Raw genomic sequence first — 23823 nt, 5'->3', positions numbered from 1 at the left:
CACTTTATTCGTCTGCAAAGTTTACTTTATCCGCAATCTCCAACTTTTCCAAAAAAGGCTTCAATTTATCCACGACATAGTGGCTTCCGCCTCGGCCGTTCACCTCTTCAATTACAGCGGATAACAGGAAGGTCGGAGAGTCAGTATCAAACACTACGAAAAATCCATTTTCCTGCCCCTTCTCTCCCTTCTTTGCTTTCAGTTCCGCTGTTCCCGTCTTGCCCGCGAGTCCTCCAGGTATTGAATTCAAGGTATGGGCGGTGCCTCCCTGCCGGGAAACAACTTCTCCCAAAGCATCCTTAACCGTATTTGCGGCTTCCGGAGTAATGATTACCTCAGGGTCAGTGCTTTCTTTTCCCTCGATCAGAACAGGTTTCACTAGTTTCCCTTCATTAATAAAAGGTGTAAATGACGACGCCAGATGAATCGGGGACATCAACATCTCCCCTTGCCCGTAGGACGTATCAGCGAGTAACACCTCAGACGACAGATCCAGATGTGCTTCATTGGCATATTGGCTTGGCTTCAAATACAGTTCATCCAGTCCAAAGTTATCGCCAAAACCAAACTTCTGGATCCCATCAATAAACTTGGCGCTGCCCATCTCAATCGCTTCCATGGCAAAGTAAATATTGTCCGAGTATACTAGTGCATCGACCATATTAACTGGGGATAAACTCTTCACACGCTTGACATAATAACCGCCCCAGCTATCGTCTTTACGCCATTGCAAGCCAGAGATATCATGGGTTTTGTCCGCTGTGGTCACCTTCTCCATCAGTCCTGCTGCGGCTGTAATGGCTTTGAAGGTTGATCCTGGTGCGTATCGGGTAGTGACTCTGTTGATAAAAGGAAGCTTCTCATTCGCCGAATAAGCATCCCACTCTGCCTGAGTAAGTCCTGTAACCATCTTGTTTGGGTTATAGGAAGGCGCACTGACCAACGCTAACAGGTTGCCGTCCGTCGGATTCATCAGAACCATCGCACCGGCGTCTCCTCCGCTGGATAATGTCTGATACAATTTCTTTTGCTGCTTGGAGCTAATCGTCAGCTGAACATTCTGTCCATCTACAGCATCCTTGCGAATAAGCTCGGAGCGGGAGTTACCGGATTCATCCGTGATTTCAATCAGACCTCCACGCTCACCGCGCAGCTGCTTCTCCATGGACTGCTCCAAACCTGCTTTCCCGATCCAATCCTCGGCGCGATAATACCCTTCCGTATCCTTATCCAGATCTTCCTTGGTGGCTTTGCGCACGTAACCAATCAGGTGCGCAGCCGCCTCGCCGAGTGGATAATAGCGGATTTCCTTGCTTTGCATCGTAACCCCGCTTAAAGATTCTGGTACGTCAAACTCCTCCGTTGAACCAATCGGGACAAAATACTCCGGCTTCACCCATGTCTGCGCAAGCGCCTTATGAATGGCATCTTCCGAAACCTGATAATGGTTCGCAATTCGGGCAATCATCTGGTCCGGGTTATCACCAAGTTTCTCAGGTACAATTCCCCATTCATTCATCGTGCCCTTGGTAGCGAGCGGCAAACCATCACGATCCACAATGTCTCCACGATCCGGGAACAGTGTCCTCACTCGTACCTTACTGCCCTTAACCATGTCATTCAGGATCAGCGAAGGCTGCCAGTTAATTTGCCAGTTTTTCCCTCCGTCCTCAAGCTCTTGTCGGACCAGTTTCAATGTATGCGTCTCACTGACTTCACCCAAAAAAGTTGTCAGTTGCAGGTTGTAATCCACCTCATACGTATCCGGGTTTTGTTTCTCTGTATCGGTCTTACTGCCATCGGAAGCAGTTTCGGCAACATCCACAGGTTTAACCTCCGCCTTGACGGTGGATACTTCCATACCCGAATAGATCGCATTGTATTTCTCAACAAATTGTTCCTTGTTCATGCCCGACTCTTGCAGCGAAGCAGGTGTCATCAAGGTGTACAACTGGTCAAATTCTTTTTTTTGCAGATGCTCTATGTACTGATTCACGGTAGTCTGGGGTTTGGCCTCTGCTTCTTTGTTGTTCTGCATGTATAGATACATTCCGATTCCACCTGCAAACAAGATGGGCAGCAGTCCGTACATTAATTTACGTTTGGATTTCATGGTTACATCACCTCTAATATACACTATAGATTTCCAGAGCCATTTAAACAATGAAACAAATCTGACGAATTTATCATTAAAAATAGCCGAAAGCTCACATAATATGTTTAAATAAGGAGAGTGAGATTACATACTAAAGCTTTTTTGCTATGCAAAAGGCTGAAAAGGAGCCCGATGATGGAAATCAGCTATTTTTTACTCCCCAAAGCCGAAGTGGCCTATATCAAGTCTACCGCTTCCATGAAAGATGCTATTGAGCAATTGGAATCGCAACACTACACCGCCATTCCCGTGATTGACCAGGATGGAAAATATGTTGCTACCCTGTCCGAAGGCGATTTGTTATGGAAAATGCGAAATACACCCGGATTGACTTTTGATACGATGGATCAGGTTCAGGTCCATGAGATTAACAATCGGGTATATAATGAATGTGTATTCATTGAGGCTGAAATGGAGGATATGCTGACACTTGCAGCAGACCAAAATTTTGTGCCCGTGGTGGATGTCGATCGTGTCTTCCTCGGTATTATCCGTCGTAAGGATATTATTGAATACTATACGCGTAACATTTCGGATTAGATGAAGCCAAACATCCCGTAATAATCGAAAGGGTACTCCAGTGGTGATATTTTGGCCAAACCGGGGTACCCTTTTTGTACATGGTATGGTCGGAATCACTCTACTTGCGCTTAGCCCGCTCTTCAATGTAATAACTCAACACGTCCCTCGGGCTTCCCTGAAATGCACGCTCTCTGCCGAACTCATACGCCTGATGCAAATACGAATACGCCTCGTTATGCTGTTCAAGTCTCATGCAGATCATGCCGAGATCGATCAACGGACTCGTATTTCTATCCGAACTCCGCGTACTTAACGATATCTCAGCCCACGGCTTCGCCAGTTCATACTGCTTCAGATCGATATGTGCATTCGCATGGCAGGATGCGATCCAGCTTGCAATCTCCCATTCCATCTTCGGCTCGGGCAACATGTCCCATGCCTGATCATAATAGATAAGTGCTTGTTCATGCTGCTGCGTCTCATCCAGTACATTACCGGCTTCTACCGTTTCTACAATTTGTCGCTCCAGTTCGGCATGTTCCGGTGTTAGATCTTTCATTGCACCGTCTCCTCCTCCAGGACGAAATACCACTCCAGAAAAGCATTGAAATCAGCCCACTGCGGCTCACTCTCGCCATTAAGAAACCGTTCGATCGATTCGCCCAGTTCCACCAGCACCACTTCTCCAGTCTGACGGTTGTAGAAAAATCCACCCTCACCTTCAAAACTGTCCAGTGGAATATACGCCTCGGGAAGTCCCAGTGTAAGCTGTGCTACATTCATGTCTTCCATATATACGGTGTTCTCCATAAACCAGCAGATCTGATACAACTCCTGATGCCTGCTGTAAAAAGTCGGACCATCCTCTGCATGTAAATAAAATTGTGCGAACTCCGACTGAAAGTCGATCTCCAGCTTTTGCAATGCTTCTTCGTATGCTGCTGGAACATCTTCATGCCACCAGCCTTGCTCCTGGCAATGTTCAATCACTTTATTGGATAACATCGTAGGCCTCCTAATTCAATTTTGCTCATAATACATGTTCAAAAAGAGCGGTTTTCAGTACCAAGAAGATGGGATGACGGTAGAAATGGAGTAGCGGAGCGTAGGGAAACTACGTGAGCAACGGACAGTTCGGCTGAATGCCATATTCGATGCTGATGATGCCTCCAGGCATCCTTCGTAATCAAAAGCGGACTTTTTGAACAACTACAGGTATTCAGACTTGGGGAGGTGTGCCGTGACCTCTATACACTTCAAGTTCCGGAATCCCTGCATGCTTATATGTAGTGGAAGGAAACCACTCTGCCATAATATGGTGCCACAACCGTTGTATCGCCTCTGGCTTTAATTCATCCGCTTCAAATACAACCCAATGGGACGCGGGAAGTTCGATGGACACCAAACCTTCACAGATTCTCACCATCCACACAAGATAATGTTCGTTTGATTCCCACAAAGGTAAGGGACTGTTGTTCGATCACCTTATCATTCACATTCATTAGATGGACTCCTCTCCGAGAGCGAGATGGGGCACGGTTCTCCATGACCCATTCATGAAAGAATTGCTCCATACACGATATATACCTCCGAATGTCCTACAGATACTGTATCAAAAGAGTAAGTAGATTGGAAATAGTGCCAGTACTCCTGCAAATAAAAAAAGCCCGCAGTGATTGCGAACCTCATTTCCACAAAAAAAAGGAATTACTCATAGCTTCACTCAAGAAAACACTTCTCGGCCGTGGAATATACGATATGTGGCAAGTACAGTTGAAACCGTAATGAAAGCCATCACAACTATATATAAGGTTAAATAAGACATATTCAGTCCGAATAAGGAATAGTTTGTTGGTGTTTGATAAATCCCTGTTACCCGTATCATGGTACTTATCGAAAATTTTTCGACCCACTTTAATGACCCGGAATTTAAATTTAATACGTCAAAGGCCAAGTATGGCAGACCTACTATCACAGTATTCACAATTATAGCTATAAAGGATGTAGAACTGAGGACCGATACCAGTAAAACAATAGATGCAAAAACCAAGCTACCTGCTATATGAGTAAACAATTGAACTAAATAATATTGAAAAGCAGTAAAAGTATACGGTGAGAACTCATAATCAAAGCTGTAAACATACATGCCCACGCTCTGTATGGAAGTATTCGCCCCAGCCAGATTACCAAACCTTAACCAATATAAAATCAAGTTTACACCAGTAAATAAAACGGCACACATTACAACGTACAATATGGAAGCAATGCATTTTGCTGATACAAGCTTGCTTTTGCCTCTTTTGCTGCTGCGCAGTAATGATGCTGTACCTAGTGCATATTCTTCGGTAAATATTGGAGCCAGCCCTAGGAGAATCATAATCATCATAAAAACTACACCAAATTGATCAATGTATTCCAGTAAGTAGCCCCAAGGTTTATTATAATAAATTTCGGATACATTTACTGTACGCTCCATGATGTTGCCGCGATCATCATATCGTGTGCTGTTTTTAATCGTCTCTGGGGAAAAAAACACAATATCGTAGAAAGCACCATATTGGTATCTACTTTTTGTACTATCCCAAATGGAATCATATTGATTATGTGCGACTTTTACCTTCTCTGTTGTAATAGCACCTTCATAAGGTTTGTAAAAGGCGGAACCATCCATTATCCCAGGATGCCTCCAAAATGAGTATACGACTAGAAAAACAATTAAAATAGACATTGCTATACCAATACTTTTACGCGTTATAATTTTATAAAACTCGAATTGAGTTAAACGAATCAAGACTTCGTCTCCTCTCCAAAATAGTGCATATATACATCTTCAAGCCGAGGTGATTCTGGTACAGCTTGCGGGACTGGCTGTTCTTTGGCCAGTATTCTGGCTACGATTCCATCAGACTCATAAGACAAACCACTCACTTTGAAATGAGAGGTAAGATCAGCAAGTTGCTGCGGATTTAATTTCGCTTTCCATACGTTATTTTTTATCCGGTTCATGATCTCTTCCGGAGTATTATTGGCGATGAGTTGCCCTTCATTCATCAGAATCATCTCCTTACATAAAAACTCCAAATCAGAAATGATATGCGTAGATAACATGATAATACGATCTCTTCCCAGCTCGCCGATAATGTTACGAAATCGAATGCGTTCTTTGGGGTCCAATCCAGCTGTAGGTTCGTCAAGAATCAAAATTTGTGGATCATTCAGCAAAGCTTGGGCAATTCCCAATCGCTGCTTCATTCCTTCGGAGAATGTACGGATTTTATGTTGTGCTTGATTTTCAAGACCCACCATCACCAACGTTTCCTGCACACGTGCTGAAGCTTGATTAATACTGAGCCCTTTCAAAGAGCACATATACATGAGAAATTTATAAGCACTGAATCGGTTATAAAATCCAAATCGCTGGGGCATGTAGCCCAACAAACTTCGATAACGGTCTCCCATGTTTTGGATAGACTGCCCGTTCAACAAAATTTGTCCAGACGTGGGCTTGGAAATGTCTACAATCATGCGAAGCAATGTTGTCTTCCCTGCCCCATTCGGCCCAAGAAGACCGTAAACACCACCACTGGATAGTTCCAGTGAGACTTCTTTTACCGCCAACTTGTTCCTGTATTTCTTGGATACGTTATCCATGGTCAGTATCAAAGGAGTAACCTCTTTCTGTCTGTAATGTATATTTTCTTGCCATCTCATAGATCTGACTGATTAATAGTAAAACTCCGCATAGAGCCATTGCTATAAGTACTGTGGGCTGGATCGATTGAAGTAGAGTCTTCAATTCGGGATTACTTAGTACAAGCCAAACCAGTGAGAACCATACAATTAAAAAGATACTGACGGCTGTCCCACCTCTGACACGCATCGCAAGCCATAGACTTGTACCTGCTGCGATCATAAGCTGTGTATACGAAAGGCCGATAGCACTCCATGATATGGAAACCCCTGTTTCGTTTGATATAAGTAGATTAAGCAAAAAAACAAACGCCATATTCCCAATGAGCACTACGATTAGACGGGTAAGCATCAGTTGCTGTGCCGTAATTTTGCAGGTCAGTTCGATTTCCATTAACCCTTGATCTCGACCTTTAAAAACTTCTAGCAAACCAAGTACAAATGGAACAGGGACTATAAAGAGCACACTCATGTACGGGTCTGTCGTACTGTGGGTACCTAGCCAATAGCCGAACAACAAGAGCATTGAGCAGACTAACCAGTAAGATTTGTGGAAGACAGCAACCTCACCATAAACTAACTGGAACAATTCCTTAACTGAATTCCCAGATGATTTTTGTTTCAGATGAGCATTCATGTGATCTGGCATATATGTATCCAGTATTCTAATTGTCTTGTCAATCTCCATCTCGGATGGAAATTCGACCGGATACTCATCCAGATATGAAGCAATTTCGTTGTACTCTTCTATTTCCAACTCTGCTACAGGGTTCGATTCATCTCCGTTTCCTCTGCTTTTCATCACGTTCACCTCCCACAATAATCTCCTTTAATTTCGTTATCCCCAATCGAATGCGTGACTTTACGGTCGATTCGTTGGTTCCCGTAAGTTCAGCAACTTCCCTGATCTTCAATCCATTGTAATAGTTTAGAATGACGGCATCTCGCTGGTGATCAGGCAAACTTAATACAGCCCGCCTGACTTGCTCATTCTGAAATCGCTTATGAAAAATATTCCAAACATTCTGTTGTTCACTGGCAGGGAACGCATCCTCAGTTAATTCACTCTCTCTTTGTTGCTGCTTGAACTCCCGCCCACGATAATAATCTCTACAATGGTTCACTGCAATCTTCAGTAGCCAGTGACTGAATTGTCCTGTGTTCTGATACTTGTCCAAGGAATTCATCATTTTTACAAATACCTCTTGTGTTAGATCATAAGCAGTATGGTACTCTCCGGTTTTCCGGTAAACATAAGCAAATATCGACTTATAATGCCGTTTCACCAGTACTTCCATGGCAGCACGGCTACCTTCGCGAATCTCTTGAATAAGCTCTTCATCACTCAACGCTCCCTCACCCCCTCTACAAATAATTAACGAAATTTGGATAGTAAAAGATCAAAAGCATAGAAGTTTATTTTTCTGAATATAACAAAATCTCAAAAAATTAATACATTGACTCTGGTGCAACTTTATTCTTACTTGTTCGTCTAACTACTGACCAACAACTAAGGAGATGACTATGCGAATAACTTGCAGCCCTGGTTTCCCAGGAAGCATGATTGGATCGATTGATCTACAGCCATCGAAGTATTACAGCACACCATCCATGAACAGCAAGATCACAGATCATGTTGACCCCGAACTCATTACCATTCCCTATGTAGAAGATCCGGAATTCGGATTACACTTTGACGCCATGAAGGTTATGAACGGAACTTATAAAGATGAAATGCATGTAAGCTATGATGTGGAGTTTACGATTGATGTAGATAAAAAAGGTTATATTACACAATTCGAGCATACGTTCCAGCTGGAACGTTATTTGGATCTGGTGCGAACGCAGTCCTATAAAGTGATCAAGACAAACTGGCGCGGACAAACATTTCACGTGATGACATACAGTTACCTGGAGGAAGTTATTCATCCGAAGAATGTCCTTTTTAAATGCAACCTCGCAGAAGACGTATTTGTGGTAGCTGAACTTGTCTCCAATCGCTCAGATGGAAGCGCAACTGAGCACGGTATCAGGGATCTGTATTTCCGTGCATTAATCTCGGCACGAGATGATCTGTACCCATTAGATTATATGTGTGAGCCTGATTTCGACCTGAGTCTCGACTAAAAAGTAGATACATATGTAGAAAGAGCATAAGCTGCCCCGAATCAGCGGGGTGGCCTGTGCTCTTTTTTCAACAAATGAACCACTAACTTCCTAATTCCCCCCTCCTTCATACGCTCGGCCTTATGCTCCTATGCCTGGCTCTAAGCAAAACCAGCTGTAATGTCGATGAATATACCATAATGCTGAACTTGCATATGTTCTTCGTGCGTTCAGAAATGAGAGGGGTTGGAAACATGGTTTACCGGAAAAATAAAATGCATTCACTGTTCACTCTGCCGTTGGCAGGTTTACTGTTTCTGTTATGGGGTGCTCAAGCGGCACATGCAGAACAGGTTGACAGTTTGTTACCTGAGCGAAGTCAGCAGGAGATCGTTCAAAAGTGGAATCAGTGGATGATGAATGGCAATGATACATCTCCCCTGTATACAAAGACACCTTCGACAAGTGCTCCCTACTCTGCTGGTGTGGTAAGTGATGCCTATCTGGAGCAGGGGCTGAACGCAGCCAACTTTTATCGTTTTATCACGGGGCTACAGGGCGATCTTGTTCTTGATCCTACCTTGAATCGTCAAGCTCAGCATGGGGCTGTTGTGGTCTCCACGGGTGGATACCTGTCCCATTCTCCGAAACAGCCAGGAGATATGCCAAAGGATTTCTTTGACACAGGTTCAAAATCTGCCAGCAGCTCCAATCTGTACGTTACCAGCAGTGCCAAGAATAACGTCCTGACCAAAAGCATTCAGGCTTACATGGATGATTCAGATGCCTCCAATATTGATCGACTCGGCCATCGGCGCTGGATCTTGAGCCCACAACTGCAAAGAATCGGTTTTGGACTCGCTACTCGTAGTGAAGCAGGCAAGACATATGATCAGTACTATAGTGCCATGCAGGTATTTGATAAAAGCAGAACGGGGGGAACTTCGTTTAACTACAGTCTGTTTCCGAATCAGGGAGCTTTTCCAATCGAAGCCTTTGGTAGTACACAGGCCTGGTCTGTTCAACTGAATACAGATGTATTCGCGAAACCATCACTGTCTGAGGTACAGGTCGAGATGACTCGAACTTCCGATCAACGTACATGGACCTTTAATGCCAAGAACCAGAACACTGGCTTTCCAACGGGTTATTACAACGTGGACCCTGCGGATAAACAATGGTTTAATCAAGCCTATTTCAATGTAGAGACAGGTGGATATGGATATGGCTACGCCATCATCTTCCGTCCCGACGATGTGCAATTATTAAAGAACGGCGATACGTTCAACATTCGAATTACAGGTCTGCAAAAGAAGAACGATACAGCAGCGGAAATCTCATACTCCACACGTTTCTTCCATGTGGACGGTGTTCAAGATACAACACTTACCCGTATAACGCCAGAACAACCAAACCTGAAAGTCCGAGCAGGAGAACAGATTGATCTGCCTTCGATCACTGCCGTGAATGATAACGGAACATCCTATGTTCCACAGTCTAACGTTTCGTTCACCACGACGTCAGATCGCATTGCCATCAAGGATGGAAAAATCATTGGACTTCAGGCTGGTAAAGCCGAAATTCGGGTTCGTTTTGAAGGGAAAGAAGTGGTTGTCTCTGTTACGGTAACGGGAATCCCCCAATTAACTGATATCCGCACACATTGGGCGAAAGATGCCATTCAATGGGCCGTTCAACAGGAGATGGTCAGTGGATACGAGGATGGAACGTTCAAACCCAACAATCAGGTGAGTGAAGCCGAATTCCTCTCCATGTTGTTCAAGCTGTATGCGAATTCCCATGTCATTCAGAGCATCGATGCTGCAGAGGGACAAGCTATCAAAGGAAACATCTGGAGTGATCGTTATTATACCTATGCTTCCGCGTTGAATCTGAAGCTGGATGCCAGCAATCAGAATCCGAAGATGCGCAATCATGCCTTAAATCGAACAGAAGTAGCCGTAATCGTGGCGGGGCTTGGCGGTAAAAATTATACCCAGGATGAAGATGCCATCCGGTATCTGCTGAACATGGGATACTCTTCAGGCAAAACTGCAGCTACGGTGCAAGGTTATGCGGGACAAGAATCCTTGACCCGGGCAGAGGCCGTTGTTTTTCTCCAGAACCTGAAGGAAAAAGGCTTCGAATTATGGAGCAGACCGAAGAATGCAACTGAAGCTACCGAGAATGAAAAGAACGGCGGCCTACCGGATCAGACCATGAAAGCAGTATATTCTGCCGACCACACATTGGTCCTTCAAGGTACGCTCCCGGCGTATGCCAACCAGACGATGCCAATTAAAATTCATGGTCCTTCGCCTGCTGCAGAGCACATCCAAACCCAGCAGGTTACAACAGATGCCTATGGCAATTTTAAACTAACGGTAAGTAACCTTGATGCGAAGGAACTTAACCTCTATGTGGACGTACGCGAAGATTATTCCTACTGGATCAGTGTAGAAGCGGGGCGTACTGCGATAAGTGATTATACCGAGTAACATGTAAAAACCAGCTTAGGAATTCTACATTGAATTCCCAAGCTGGTTTGTTTGTTATGAGGACTGATTCTGGTATGAGTCATGACATACGTTCAATATTAAGTGTTCAAAGTATTGGTGGATATAACTTTTTATGTGTAGACTTTAAATTGGATGATTGAATTGCTCTGCCTTTTCTGTCATCTTCCTCTCCAACCTCGCTCTTAGTCCGCTCATCCACTCTGGCTCATGTGACCACTGCTCTGCAACAGATCGAAGCATACGCACATAGCCGTACAAGTTGGCAAAACGGCGACAAGCGGGGAACATACTCTCCAGATCATAACGTTCTCCTGTCTTCGACCAATACCCGTTCAGGAACAATTGTTTCTTCACTTCCCATTGCTCAGGCTCGATTTCCTCACGTAAACTATCCAGACTCTGTTCCACGTCCATCGCGTACCAGTGATACATCGAGTCATCAAAATCAATGGCATAACAAGACTTGCTTCCTTCGTCATAGAAGACATTGTCCGGTTCAAAATCGTAGTGGATGAGTCCGAAATTTTGCTGGGTCATCGGTAAAATCGCAAAATATGTTCGGAGGAACTCCACCTCGTTCAGAGCAGCCCTTTCACCAGGAAAAACCTTCAGGATCTCCTGCATCCAATCCAAAACATCCGTATAGGTCCAGCGTTTCTCCTTTTGCTCAGGCATGAATGTACGTGATAAATGATGCAGCTCACCCAACGCCTGACCATAGCTGTACAGGATGGTGTCATTCAAATCAATACTTCCTAACTGCGATCCGGGTACTCGTTTGAATACGGAAGCATAGTACGTTCCCCATGGGGTGTGAGCCTCTACAAGTTCTGTCCCTGAATGAGAAGGTACAGCCTCCATGGCTCCATACTGATTCGTTCGAAGATAACGGAGGAACTCCAATTCCGCGCTAAGGTTGATTAGATTTTTCTCCTCTACCGGAGCAAATCGAAGTAATCTCACTTCCCTCTGATCTCTGAACGGATACACGGCATTGGAGGATATACGATAATACTGAAACATATCCAGCGACTCAGGATCATAGTTCCAATTCTTTAAAATCATCTCGGCAAGATCATTATTTTGAAATAAATATTTTAAATTTAACATGGGCATTTCTCCTTTTTGGTCGTTTCATGTGCATTGCTTGTAGGCAACGAATGCCTATTTTTGCGCGCAAAAAGCCGCAGGCTATGCCTGCGGCTTTTAAAAATTCTGAGTGTATGAGAAATTTGCACAAGCAAATAAACCTCGCATACGCCAGAAAAATTGAGCAGTTATATCCCTATATATCGGCAAATCTCAGATCGGACTGGGGAACTGGATGTGTCCCACACTGTATCTGAATGGTCTGCCGGAATTATTCAGTTCATGCTTACCTTCATTGTAGTAATAGAACATACCATCTTAGACCGTCGTTTCATGACGCTCACTCCCTTCAAAAAACCAGTTGTTACCATAATAGCCGATAAGCCAAATGTAAGCAATTACAAAATGACGATAATCCCATCATTTTTTACTGGACAACCCTCACCCGTTCCACCGTCTCGGTGTTGTCCTTATACCACACCATCACGATGTTTTCTTTTTGAAGATCAGACACTTGAATGGACGAATTCGCACGTGGGCTGGAATTGCCAGAACTCGGCGTTCCCATGCCTTCAGTGATAGTAACATCATCAGTTATATTCAATCTCATCTCCATTCCGGTATCCTTCCACTCCATGCTTGGAGATGAGGTATCCTGCACCTCAAGTAACGCCAGCGTAACTGTGTTTCCATTCACGGAGATGACTCTTCCATTAATGTCGGCATTCATCATCCCCTGCGTCATGCCCGGACTGCCTGTTCGATCATTCATGCCCGCGGTGCCTCTTCCACCTCTCGGTGTTCCACCATTCGGCATACCGCCACCGTTCATGCCTTGCACAGAACTGGTCTTAGTAATATTCTGGGCAGTTATCACATCACAGCCCGTAAGCATAACCGAACATCCCAGCAGTAGGAGTAGCGTAACCGATGTAAAATATTTATTTTTTCGCATATGATCACCTTTTTCTCAGGGAATATCTCTCCAAGGTACCTTTACGATGGAATATGAAGTCATACGTATCTTTGAAACCCATATAGGACAGCACAACCAACAACGGATATACAGGGTAGATGTATCTGGACTTAATCTCCCACAGAATATAAAATCCGATGAATCCGAGAATGACCAGGATTATTGAGACTTCATCATACTGTTTACGACGAATTCCTCCGACCAACCGGATGAAAATAAAACAGTACATCAAAAAATTCATCACATATACAATCCAGAGCAAACTTGTCCGATAAACCGAATCCCCTTGCAACAGTTCTGTTATCGCATTGGTATAACTATAGGAGCCTGCGATTCCACCTACCCTTCCTCTTCCTGCACTCAAGGAACTTTCATTGCCAATTCCGTAGCGGTCCATCTGGTACGTCCCTTCGGTCCAGGTCCATATAATCTTTTTGTAATACATCTGTACCAAATCACTCACACTTGCTTCAGACAGCTTGTTGCCAATCTCTTGTTTAAATAAAGCTGTGCTCTCAGCCTTACTGTAGTTGGCCTGTCTCTGATAGATCTGATAACTCTCCATATTGTCCCAGAAGCCAAAACGCTCCAGATTAATCCCCATATTCAACCACATATAGACTGGTGCAGCATTCTCTCCGACAGGTTCGCTCACAGCACCCGAGGATTGAAGAACCGCATTCTGAGTCCAGGTTGGTACATTAAACAACATAGCTAGCACACCGATGGAAATGACAACTTTCTTCGCTCCAATACTCCGCATATTCAGCAGAATATATATGATGGCAGCAATTAGCACGATCACGCCGATGCTTCGGAAGTAGTTGCCCATCGCGAGAAAAACGGCGGCAATGACAATTGTTTTCCAAGACTTTTCACGTACAAAACGAATAACAAAGTATAAACAAGATGTCAGAAATGCTGTAGCAATCACATCGTTATAGATCAGGTTGTTTAGGAACAGGGAAGGCAGGTACGTTGCTGCAAAGATCAACACACCGTAATCACGTTCCGTGGATCTGTCATTCACTTGTTTATAAATAAGATAAATCATGAACGTTGTTAACGTTGAAAACAAAATATTAAATAGTTTGATGACCAGATAGTTGTCTGGAAACAGGTACAGCAATGTCTTCAGGTACAACACGATCGAGTAATTAAACGGGAACATATGCAGATAACCACCCGCTTCAAACGTGGAGTAGTCTTGGTCATACAGCATGTTTATGGCGAGTGAGAGAACGGTCTGTGAATCATCGGTGGGCACTCTCGGAAATACAAAAATGATGATGATCTGAATGACCAGAGAACATAACAGCACAATCGGAATAACTACCTTCGGGCTGTATTTGTTCAGTTTCAGACACAGAACATATAACCCGACACCTGAACCCAGAAGCAAAAGAATGACCGGGAGAAAAACACTCCACTGCTGCCTGCTCAGAATGGGATTGTCCCCATACAAAGCGTAGTTGTACTGCGCCCGAACCAACAAGGACGAAACAATAAACACCGCAACAAACACGAGCAGAATGAGATAAAACGATTTTTGCAGCATCTTAGACATACCAAAACTCCTTTTCGAATACAGGATTCCGTGAGTATTATAAAGGCTCTGGCTGAAAAATCGCTGAATTCGAACAAACAATTCAATTCATAAATCTAACGAATTATCCCTCTAATGTCGATAATATACATCGAATACATAATATTAATATTTTTAACTAAAAGGAGATCAGAAGATGGTTATTCAAAAAAGGTACATCCGCTCGTTACTCTCTCTTCCTCTGGCAGGCCTGTTATTCCTGCTGCTCGGAACCCAGCAGATCGCTGCGGCCCCTGTCGACAGTTTGCTGCCTGAGCGAAGTGAACAGGAAATCAGTCAGAAATGGACGCAATGGATGAGTAGTAAGGACCAGACAGCCACTTTCACACAGAACCCCTCGACCAAGGCACCTTACGTTGCTGGTGTAGTAAGTGATTCCTCATTGAAACAGGCTCTAGGTGCAGCGAACTTCTATCGTTATCTATCCGGGTTAGAGGGCGATCTTGTCCTGGACGCTGCACTCAATCGTCAAGCCCAACATGGAGCAGTTGTTGTTTCTACCGGAGAATTGACCCACTTCCCGGCTCGTCCGGCAGATATGCCGAAAGACTTCTTTGATCTGGGAGCCAAGTCGACTTCAAGCTCCAACCTGTACGCTTCCTATACTGCTGCCGGCAACCTTGCAGTCAAAAGCGTTGAAGCATATATGGATGATTCCGATGCCAGCAACATTGCAGCACTCGGCCATCGCCGCTGGATTTTGAGTCCGCAACTGAAGAAGGTTGGCTTCGGGATTGCATCCCGGGACAACAAAAACTATGCAAGCCATTTCAGTACCATGCAGGTTATGGATACAAGCCGTTCAGGAAAACTCAATTACAATTACAACTTGTATCCAAACAAAGGGGCATTCCCGATTGAGGCATTCCATGTGTCTCAAGCCTGGTCTGCACAGCTGAACCCGGACGTCTTCGCAAAGCCTTCCAATTCCGAGGTACAAGTGGAGATCGTCCGTTCATCAGATCAGAAAACTTGGGTATTGGGATCTAAAACCCCGGTTAGCAGTGATCCTGCAAAGGCCTTTTTCAATGTAAATACTGATGGTTATGGGTATAACTATGCTGTCATTTTCCGCCCGGATAATTTGAAATCCTTGAAGGCAGGCGACACATTCAACGTTCGTATTACAGGTTTGAAAAGGAAAGACGGGGCCAAAGCAGAAATTTCATACCAGACTCGTTTCTTCTCAGTTAGCAATCCTTCACAAGAGCCTGTGACTGATCCACAGAATCCTGGGACAGAACCACAAGACCCTGGAACAGAGCCACAAAAACCGGATACGGGGAACGAAGATTATCTCGATAATCATCTGATGCAGTTCGAATATACAGCGGCTCGTACGCTGAAAGTACGGGGAACACTCGCGGCTTATGCGAATAAAACGTTCTCTTTCCAAATCCACGGTCCTTCTCCAGAAGAAAAACATATTCGTACGGAAACGGTGAAGCTGGATGCTAACGGTCGATTCAGTCTGACGGTTCCTAATCTGGGCGTGTCTGATCTGACCATCTATTTGCAAGTGGACCCAAGTTTCATGTACTTCATTCCTACAGCAAGTAATTCAAACGTCACCTATTCCTTTGAATAGAAGTGAAGGAAGAGAATAGGAACAGAACGAAGTACAGTGTAGTAACGACCAAAGTAAAATCTAAAAACACAAACAGTCGAATGCGTAGGCATCCGACTGTTTTTTGGTTTATGATATGAGCTTTTGAGAGATTGAACTCAAGAATTAAGTATACTGTTCCTTGAATTCATTCATGTATAGAACCTCAATACAACCTGACCAATTCAGAATCGAACCGATAAAATCCTGTATGTCTAATCCCTTCATTTCATACGTTTCTGCTGTATTTACTGTACCCGCCGCATCTTCAATCAGGGTTACTTTAAACCCCTCATGTTCAGCATTAATCGCTGTAAACAGACAACAATACTCCATGTTGAATCCAACAATGAATACATGTTCAATCTGATGATCCAGCAGCCACTTTATCAGTTCCTTATTACTGAACGCACTCGGTTTACTTTTCTCCAGAATAGGATGTTCCCTGGTATCAACTACAATCTCCAAATTGGCACTTTTCTCATAATATAGAGAGGATTCTTCATTGTCCTGGTCCAGATGTTTGGTAAACACAATAGGCCAGTTCATCTTTTCAAAAATGGTAATAACAGACTGAATCTTTGCAATTGTAACAGATACATCCCTCAGACTTGTAAGCCCATGCTGCACATCAAGTACAATTAACCCTTTATTCACCCGCTATCTCCTTCCATAGACAGGCCTTTCAGCCTCCAGCGCTACCTTTTTTGCGTTTTTTTTCTGACGCGATCTCCACATTTTCTTTCACCCGATACTCCACAATCCGGCGGATCAGATCCTCCGGCAATGGCTGGTCCAGCGGAAACTGGACAGATCCCTTAGCCCCTTTGTACTTGGAGAGTTCCTCCTTGAACGCCAGAATCCCCGTGGGAGCAGGGTAAAACCCAATATGATGCTGGTATGCGGCAAAATGAACCAGATTCCCATGCTGTGCATACGTGGGCATCTTGTAACTGATCTTCTCTTCGGCGTTCGGAGCCGCTTCACGAATAATCTGTCTTAACGCCTGTAATCTCACCTGTACATCAGGTGCAAACTCCGAGATATATTCATCTACCAGCACCGAATAATGGTTACTCTCAGCCATCTTGGACTCCTTCCACCCACGGATACATCAATGGATTCGTGGTACGGGCATATTTGCTTATATTGTACTTCAAATGGACAAACGGAACAGCTATTTTCCTGCAACTTGGAATGTTAAATTTGATTTTTAAGTGAACTAAGCCTTATAATACGTTTAAACAATTAAACATTATAACGGAGTGAGCCATGAACGAATCGATGGGTAACCAAAAAGTAATTGATATTTTCGAGAATCTAAGTCCTTATCTTCAAGGTTTGGGAGATCCCGTTCGCCAGCGAATCATATCGCTGCTCATTGATCAAGAGAGCATGAACGTATCACAGATTGCAGAGCATGTCCCCATGTCACGCCCTACGGTCTCTCATCATTTGAAAATATTGCGTCAATCCGGGCTGTTATCGGTTCAGAAAAAAGGTACGGAGATGTATTACAAGCTGGAGTTCAACGATGCGATCGAATTGCTCAAACAGCTCGTTCATCTCGTGGAAGTGGAATGTCAGAGCTAGCGCGTACCGCGCTGGTGAACTGCATTCCTTTTCTTCACTCTATTATGTTTAAAAGTTTAAACATATAAGTACATAAACACATCAACGGAGGTTTATCGAATGAACAGAAAAAGAGTTCTCATCGCTGGAGGCTATGGTGCTGTAGGCGCACAGCTTGCCCGCATTTTGCATGACAGGCATCCTGATCTGGAATTGGTATTGGGAGGTCGTTCTGCGGGTAAAGCAGCACCTTTTCCATCCAATCGTGTCCAAACGGTTGTTGTTGATACCCATGCAGACGATCCACTGATTCACGCAGGAGAGAATATATCGTTAATCATTAATGCAGTGAACGATCTGGATGATCGGCTACTGGTATCGGCAGTGCGGAGGAGAATCCCACTCATCGATATAACACGCTGGACTGAGGTGTTCAATCAAGCGATCCGTACAATAGAGCAGGAAGAGCTTCATGCTCCGGTAGTGCTGTCCTCTGGATGGATGGCAGGAACGGCGTCACTCTTTGCCATGATACTTTCTAACTCTCTGCAACATGTCGAAGTAAACATTCATGCCCTATGGTCGCTGCGGGATAAGGCCGGCCCTGATTCGGCAGCCTTCATGGACCGGATGAGTATTCCTTTTCAGATAACCGAATCCAATACACATCGACTCGTCTATCCCATGACAGATCCGATCAAAGTTCATTTCCCGAACGGGTATACGACTCCATGTTACAGATTGGATACACCCGATCACGTCACATTACCTCATACCAGTCATATTGATTCATCCAGCTTCCGCATTGCATTCGATAGTAAAGTATCTACCTATGCACTCACGGGACTGGTTAAAACTGGAGTCTGGAAGATGATCAGCGGTGAACGTTTCAAGCCATTCCGGCGAAAGTTGCTCTATAATCCAGGAACTGGAAGTGCACATCATCTGGTCATTCAATTGAAAGGGCTGGATGCAAAAGGAAACGACGTTAAACGAACGATGACAGTCTCTGACCCACTCGGTCAGACCCACATGACTGCACTCGGCGCTGCGGTGCAAGCCGAGAAGATACTGATGATGCCAACGGACAAGCCTATGGCTCCAGGCATCTATTATCCTGAGCATCTATTCGATGATCGAATGGATATGGATGCGGTTACTCATTTTTTCAAACAATACGGCGTTCAAGTAACCCACTCCTGATCCAGACATAACCAAAAATCCGCGAAGCCGCTCACTGCAAACAGTGGGACCTTCGCGGATTTCACAAATTATAATGGAGGTATCTATCGTGTCCAAGTGAAAGCTTGGGTCTGGAATTACAACGTCATGGCTCGACCATTGCGCATCAGATAATCTTCTTTTGTTTTGTAATCCGGCATGATACTGCCAATACGCCGCCAGAAAGAGCGATCATGATTCATGTGGTGAATATGGCAAAGTTCATGAATGATGACATAATCGATCACTTCCAGTGGCGCCATCGCCAGGCGATAATTGAACGTAAGTTTTTTGTCCCAGCTGCAACTGCCCCACTTGGTGGGAGAATCTACGATCTCTACTGACTTCGGCTTCACCTTCAACTCCTGCTGATAACGTCCAATGCGCTCCCCAATCATGCGTTTACACTCGGCAAAATAAAACTTCTTCAGATTCGCTCGCAGCTCTTCTTCTGTCAGACCCTCTACAGGGATTAATTCATGCAGTGCATGCTCCTTGCCAAAAAGCAGAAACTTTCCCTTGCCCTCATCTTCGTATTCCTTGGCTTGAGGACCATCGAGCGCCCGCTGCATCAGAGCGGATTTCTTCAAAATCACATCCCCGTGCTGCTCTACAAGTTGCCGGATCATGTCTTCACTGGTACCATTGGGTGCTTTGATTGTTACCATATAAGGTAAGTCCATCGTGATTGAAACTTTCTTGCGTTTGCCGTATTGGATATGACAGTTAATACTGTGATTATTTAATTCTATAGTTAGCATAATGCGCTCCGCTTCTGAAGTTATTCTTTCAACCAAATCAAATTGTATACCATCTCCGGCTATAATGCATACTGTTCGACGATATATCTATCCTTATTGTATTTTTATACATTATTATGTATTATTATTTAATCATAAAATCGGAGGTTGGATATGACGCATACCATAGATTCAGAACACAAAACCATTGAAGAACTATCGCTTAACCACTGGCAACCCTTGTCCACCTTATTATATGACGGCTGGGTACTGCGTTTTGCCAAAGGATACACCAAACGTGCCAACTCCGTTCAACCGATCCACTACTCCACGCTAGATGTGCATGAAAAGATAGAGGAATGTGAGCGCATCTATGCTTCCAATCAGTTAAATACCATATTTAAAATCACGCCGTTTATTCAGCCGGATCATCTCGATCAACTTTTGCAAGACAAAGGGTATGCTGTAGTGGATCTCACCCACCTCCAGACTCGGAGTCTGGAACATATCAAAGAGCCTGAGCACCATGCTGTACAGATTGACGAGCAGTTGACCGCAACGTGGCTGGATCATTTTTGCAGGCTAAATCAGGTGAATGATCTGCAACGGGAAACGACCAAATTAATGTTGGACAATATCCGGACAAAGGTAGGTTTCATTTCGCTGTTGATCGACGGGCAAGTCGTCGCTTGTGGGTTCGGTGTAATTGAACGTGGCTACATTGGATTATATGACATCATTACAGACGCTAACTTCCGAAATCGTGGGCTTGCTGAACAGATGATCCTTCATCTCCTCCATTGGGCAAAAAGACAGGGCGCTACCTCCAGTTACCTGCAAGTGGTTGCGAATAATGCACCTGCCTTGAAGCTTTACGCCAAGCTGGGTTATTCCGAGATTTATAGCTATTGGTACCGAGTCAAAGAATCGAGCGAGTCCTGATCAAGCTGAAATTAAAAACTGCCCTCCTTCTATGAAGGAAAGGCAGTTTTTAATTTGCTTCGTGGTTGTTCAAAACTCTTCACATCGTTCAGCATTACTCCTTGCGCTTTTCTACAATGGCAGCTTCACCAGCACCTCATATTTCACGCCGGCTTGTATGTTCTTGATGATATCGCCTTCAATTCGTTGACCGTCAACATGCACTTCAATCGCTTGGACAGCTGCATCCTTCTTCATGTTCACGTTCAGCTCAGCCCCGCGGAACAACCGTGTAACCGACGCCTCGCTCCAATCCTCAGGCAGTTGTGGACGCACTTGAAGTCCTTGTGCATGACCTTGCAGTCCGAACAGGCCATCGATCAGGCAACGATACACCCAAGGCACCGTGCCGGTGTTGAACAGATGACTGGAACGCCCGGCTGTACGTGGGAATTGATGATAGGCTCCACGATAATAATTTGGGATAAATACAGGTAGCTGACCCCGTTGGAGAATATCCTCGGCATCGGGCCCCGGAATCATTTTACGCAGCAGACGATACGCCTTCTCCTTCTCGCCCACCAGGTACAACGCATAAATATAGAAAGCCGCCGCGTGATTGTACACTGCACCATTCTCTGCACTTCCGGGATGTTTCTGCGTAACACGTCCTACATCCTCCCGCATGGCTGTAAAGGACGGCGCAAGCTTTTCGACACCATATGGCGTCTCCAATTGTTCCTCTACGGCACGGATTAACTTCTCCTGTTTCTCCTGATCCGCAGCACCGCTCATAAGTGCCCAGCTCTGAGGATTGATATAGATGCGTCCTTCCACGTCTTTGCTTACACCAAACACGACGTTATCATCTGTAATTCCGCGGGCATACCAGTCTCCATCCCACAGATACTCATTGGCTACCGCATTGGTCTGATTGGCTTCCTGACGGAATTCCGCTGCAACCTCGGCATGCCCTGCCTGTTCACCAATATCTGCCCACACATTGAACGCATATGCCGTCGCAATGGTCAGCCAGCCGGATACGCCTTTGCCTTTGTATCCCACCATGTTCATCGGATCACACCAGTCACCCTGATTGATATAGTTCAACCCACGCGCATCACGCTCATGGATCAACCAGCGCATTGCAAGATTCATATGCTCCAGTACGGTAACCTTCTGTTCACTGTCTGTAAAAGCAACCTGTTCCTCCAAAATGCTATAGTCATTCGTTTCATCCAAATAGGTCTTCATACAGACCGGAAGCCAGATGCAGTGATCGGTATGAGGAACCTGGTTAATATATTTCAGTTCTGCGTCCGGGTGCAAAATAATGCCATCTGGCATGGCGCCGCTTATATGCTGCTGAGAGAGAGCGGTCAAGAACGCAGCCCGCGCAATCTGCGGCTGAATGTAACTCATGCCCATGTTGTCCTGCAAATAATTCCGCGTCTGCGGATCAGTTGTCAGACGATTCGTTTTGCCATGATAATACATCTGGCGAGGCAACCAGTGATTCACGACATTATCTAACCAGCTGTCCGGTGTCTCAATCTGGATGTTCCCTTGCCCTTCTGCAATATATTCAGCATATTCCTGCTCGGCTGCGGTGAAACCATCCTGTCCTGCCTCATTCTGCTTCACAAAATAATGCTGACGAATGCCCTCAATCTCTGTCTCATCATGAGCCGGGCCAAAAATAAATCGATATGCCTGCTCCGCTCCCGCTTCCAACTCTACTCTGTATTGCAATACGGCCACTGGTGTCTCATAACGTGCATCTCCACCAGCGAGTGTCTCCGACTGAAGGGCAGAAGGATTATGAAGTCCGCCTTCGCCTTCAAAGCTCTCATGATTCACTTCCCACGCGGTCGGCTGGTGATCTGCAAGCAGATAGGTTTTGTCGCTGTAGTTTTTGATTTTGCTATAATCCTGATATTTCTGATACGGCGTAACCGCCGAGCAGACAATGCCCTGCAAATCTTCCACATATGAACCGGACTGGTTCATCCATGACATATAGCCAACCGTATAATACGGGTAGATACTAAGCTTGCGTTTTCTCGAAGACAGATTGGTTACCTTCACACGCCACAGCTCCATGACCTCTTCCTTCGGCAGACGCAGGGACATCTCGATGCAAATGTCGTCTTGGACGACTTTCCAATGAATATCGTGTTTGCCTACGGCGAACGTATAGCTATCCGCTTGCTTGCGAACCGGTTCATACGGAGCGGAGAAGATTTCGCCACTTACTTCATCTTTAATGTAGACAAACCGTCCCGGATGGTGTGCATAATATGGCTGCTCCGGTTGCATAAACGTCTTCGCTTCCAGGTTGGGCGCATACGAGTATTTAGCAGGTTCGGGCTGCATGAATTGGGCCACCGCGTACCCCCGGCAATTCACATGAATCATCATCTTTTCATTCCAAAGGAATCCGGATGCCTTCGGTAAACTTGTAGGGCTTGTTAGTTCAACATATTGATTATCTTCCGTTGCTTTAATCATCACTGAACCTCACTTTCAGATAATAGTCAAAAGACAGAAAACGTTTTAGGTAACTTGTATACAACTTTGTCCATTATAACACGGGAACGCTTACAAAGAACTGAAAACTAAAAAAGAGCTGAGAAACTCAGCTCCGATTACGTTCCAATTGTCTCTCGATGCCCAACCTGTCGATCTGTATCCAATACTCTGCAATTCGTTCGTTTTCCACTCGATATACCGCACTGGCAATTTCAATCACCGGGAGGTTCGTTGGACTGTATCCGTCCACTTTGCCGATATGGGTTCCCGTTTGTCTCCAGCGCACATAGACTTTATCGCCTTGCGTCAGCAACTCCTGAATTTCGAGTGAAAACTCCCCGTAAGCTTCGATCATTTCTCGGACATGATCCGCATAATCGGAAGGGGTTCGGGTCACTGTGACCTCTTCTTCAGATATCACTTGATGGGCATTACCTGTTCCGCCATCACTTTGTTTGCATAATCAGGATTTCGGCCTGATCGGACCTCTTCAAAAAAGGTTCTGACAATCTTTTCTGCTGTCATACGCCACCCCAGCCTCCTCAGATTATTCTGTTATATATATAAA

General features: G+C 44.8%; 22 protein-coding genes and 1 pseudogene. 7 read left to right on the top strand and 16 right to left on the bottom strand.

The annotated features are described in order from the left end of the window. Positions 1-4 precede the first annotated feature (4 nt). Complete coding sequence (locus tag NST33_RS04225; protein ID WP_221818785.1) at positions 5-2113, bottom strand: penicillin-binding transpeptidase domain-containing protein; 2109 nt, start codon at positions 2111-2113, stop codon at positions 5-7. A gap of 177 nt (positions 2114-2290) precedes the next feature. Here NST33_RS04225 and NST33_RS04220 point away from each other — a divergent pair, with 177 nt between their 5' ends. Next, entirely contained in the window at positions 2291-2695 is a 405-nt protein-coding gene (locus NST33_RS04220; protein WP_047840578.1) for a CBS domain-containing protein, read from the top strand. Between the two features lie 100 nt (positions 2696-2795). Here NST33_RS04220 and NST33_RS04215 read toward each other — a convergent pair whose 3' ends face one another. From NST33_RS04215 to NST33_RS04185, 7 genes are all read right to left on the bottom strand, one after another. Then, positions 2796-3236, bottom strand: a complete 441-nt coding sequence (locus NST33_RS04215; protein WP_221818784.1) for a hypothetical protein — start codon at positions 3234-3236, stop codon at positions 2796-2798. Next, the gene (locus NST33_RS04210; protein ID WP_221818783.1) at positions 3233-3682 is read right to left on the bottom strand and encodes a hypothetical protein; all 450 of its coding nucleotides are present in this window, start codon (positions 3680-3682) and stop codon (positions 3233-3235) included. The genes NST33_RS04215 and NST33_RS04210 overlap by 4 nt, the downstream gene beginning before the upstream one ends. A gap of 214 nt (positions 3683-3896) precedes the next feature. Beyond that, the gene (locus NST33_RS04205) at positions 3897-4103 is read right to left on the bottom strand and encodes an effector binding domain-containing protein (protein ID WP_339182050.1); all 207 of its coding nucleotides are present in this window, start codon (positions 4101-4103) and stop codon (positions 3897-3899) included. Positions 4104-4400: 297 nt separating this feature from the next. Continuing rightward, positions 4401-5468, bottom strand: coding sequence for a hypothetical protein (locus tag NST33_RS04200; RefSeq protein WP_339306890.1), 1068 nt, complete (start codon positions 5466-5468; stop codon positions 4401-4403). Beyond that, complete coding sequence (locus NST33_RS04195) at positions 5465-6340, bottom strand: ABC transporter ATP-binding protein (RefSeq protein ID WP_339306888.1); 876 nt, start codon at positions 6338-6340, stop codon at positions 5465-5467. Before NST33_RS04195 ends, NST33_RS04200 begins: the two co-directional genes overlap by 4 nt. Continuing rightward, positions 6321-7169, bottom strand: coding sequence for a hypothetical protein (locus tag NST33_RS04190; RefSeq protein WP_339182042.1), 849 nt, complete (start codon positions 7167-7169; stop codon positions 6321-6323). The genes NST33_RS04195 and NST33_RS04190 overlap by 20 nt, the downstream gene beginning before the upstream one ends. Next, positions 7144-7716 carry an RNA polymerase sigma factor gene (locus tag NST33_RS04185; RefSeq protein WP_260632551.1) on the bottom strand — a complete coding sequence of 191 codons (573 nt, stop codon included), beginning with the start codon at positions 7714-7716 and terminating at the stop codon, positions 7144-7146. Before NST33_RS04185 ends, NST33_RS04190 begins: the two co-directional genes overlap by 26 nt. Before the next feature lie 175 nt (positions 7717-7891). On the opposite strand from NST33_RS04185, the gene NST33_RS04180 reads away from it, so the two are divergent. Then, a complete protein-coding gene (locus tag NST33_RS04180) occupies positions 7892-8494 on the top strand; it encodes a hypothetical protein (RefSeq protein ID WP_339306886.1) in 603 nt (200 codons plus the stop codon). Positions 8495-8727: 233 nt separating this feature from the next. Beyond that, positions 8728-10971 carry an S-layer homology domain-containing protein gene (locus tag NST33_RS04175; RefSeq protein WP_339306884.1) on the top strand — a complete coding sequence of 748 codons (2244 nt, stop codon included), beginning with the start codon at positions 8728-8730 and terminating at the stop codon, positions 10969-10971. 144 nt (positions 10972-11115) lie between these two features. Here NST33_RS04175 and NST33_RS04170 read toward each other — a convergent pair whose 3' ends face one another. From NST33_RS04170 to NST33_RS04160, 3 genes are all read right to left on the bottom strand, one after another. Further along, positions 11116-12102, bottom strand: a complete 987-nt coding sequence (locus NST33_RS04170) for a phosphotransferase (RefSeq protein ID WP_339306882.1) — start codon at positions 12100-12102, stop codon at positions 11116-11118. A gap of 406 nt (positions 12103-12508) precedes the next feature. After that, positions 12509-13036 (bottom strand): hypothetical protein, encoded by a 528-nt coding sequence (locus NST33_RS04165; RefSeq protein ID WP_339306880.1) that lies wholly within the window; start codon positions 13034-13036, stop codon positions 12509-12511. Positions 13037-13040: 4 nt separating this feature from the next. Next, positions 13041-14624, bottom strand: a complete 1584-nt coding sequence (locus NST33_RS04160; RefSeq protein ID WP_339306878.1) for a glycosyltransferase family 39 protein — start codon at positions 14622-14624, stop codon at positions 13041-13043. Positions 14625-14799: 175 nt separating this feature from the next. Between NST33_RS04160 and NST33_RS04155 the strand changes: the two genes are divergently transcribed. Next, a complete protein-coding gene (locus NST33_RS04155) occupies positions 14800-16251 on the top strand; it encodes a CAP domain-containing protein (RefSeq protein ID WP_339182026.1) in 1452 nt (483 codons plus the stop codon). A gap of 144 nt (positions 16252-16395) precedes the next feature. Here NST33_RS04155 and NST33_RS04150 read toward each other — a convergent pair whose 3' ends face one another. Further along, on the bottom strand, positions 16396-16926 hold the full coding sequence (locus tag NST33_RS04150; RefSeq protein ID WP_339306876.1) for an isochorismatase family protein: 531 nt from the start codon (positions 16924-16926) through the stop codon (positions 16396-16398). Between the two features lie 28 nt (positions 16927-16954). Beyond that, entirely contained in the window at positions 16955-17356 is a 402-nt protein-coding gene (locus NST33_RS04145) for a DUF1801 domain-containing protein (protein ID WP_221818772.1), read from the bottom strand. A gap of 185 nt (positions 17357-17541) precedes the next feature. On the opposite strand from NST33_RS04145, the gene NST33_RS04140 reads away from it, so the two are divergent. Together NST33_RS04140 and NST33_RS04135 are read left to right on the top strand one after the other, a co-directional pair. Beyond that, entirely contained in the window at positions 17542-17862 is a 321-nt protein-coding gene (locus tag NST33_RS04140; RefSeq protein ID WP_017690570.1) for a metalloregulator ArsR/SmtB family transcription factor, read from the top strand. A 99-nt stretch (positions 17863-17961) separates the two neighbouring features. Next, complete coding sequence (locus NST33_RS04135; RefSeq protein WP_339306873.1) at positions 17962-19044, top strand: saccharopine dehydrogenase; 1083 nt, start codon at positions 17962-17964, stop codon at positions 19042-19044. A gap of 116 nt (positions 19045-19160) precedes the next feature. Here the strand turns inward: NST33_RS04135 and NST33_RS04130 are convergent, their stop codons facing one another. Next, the gene (locus NST33_RS04130) at positions 19161-19823 is read right to left on the bottom strand and encodes a SprT family zinc-dependent metalloprotease (protein WP_105602145.1); all 663 of its coding nucleotides are present in this window, start codon (positions 19821-19823) and stop codon (positions 19161-19163) included. Positions 19824-19976: 153 nt separating this feature from the next. Between NST33_RS04130 and NST33_RS04125 the strand changes: the two genes are divergently transcribed. Beyond that, positions 19977-20744: a GNAT family N-acetyltransferase gene (locus tag NST33_RS04125; protein ID WP_221818770.1), complete on the top strand. Its 768-nt coding sequence runs from the start codon at positions 19977-19979 to the stop codon at positions 20742-20744. Positions 20745-20855: 111 nt separating this feature from the next. Here the strand turns inward: NST33_RS04125 and NST33_RS04120 are convergent, their stop codons facing one another. Next, complete coding sequence (locus NST33_RS04120) at positions 20856-23234, bottom strand: NdvB protein (protein WP_221818769.1); 2379 nt, start codon at positions 23232-23234, stop codon at positions 20856-20858. A gap of 127 nt (positions 23235-23361) precedes the next feature. Next, positions 23362-23780 (bottom strand): annotated as a pseudogene (locus tag NST33_RS04115) (ester cyclase). Positions 23781-23823 lie beyond the last annotated feature (43 nt).

This window comes from Paenibacillus sp. FSL L8-0435 (genome assembly GCF_037965655.1).
Classification (GTDB): domain Bacteria; phylum Bacillota; class Bacilli; order Paenibacillales; family Paenibacillaceae; genus Paenibacillus.
Note: the sequence above shows the minus strand (reverse complement) of the source record. Positions and strands in the feature narration are given on the sequence as shown.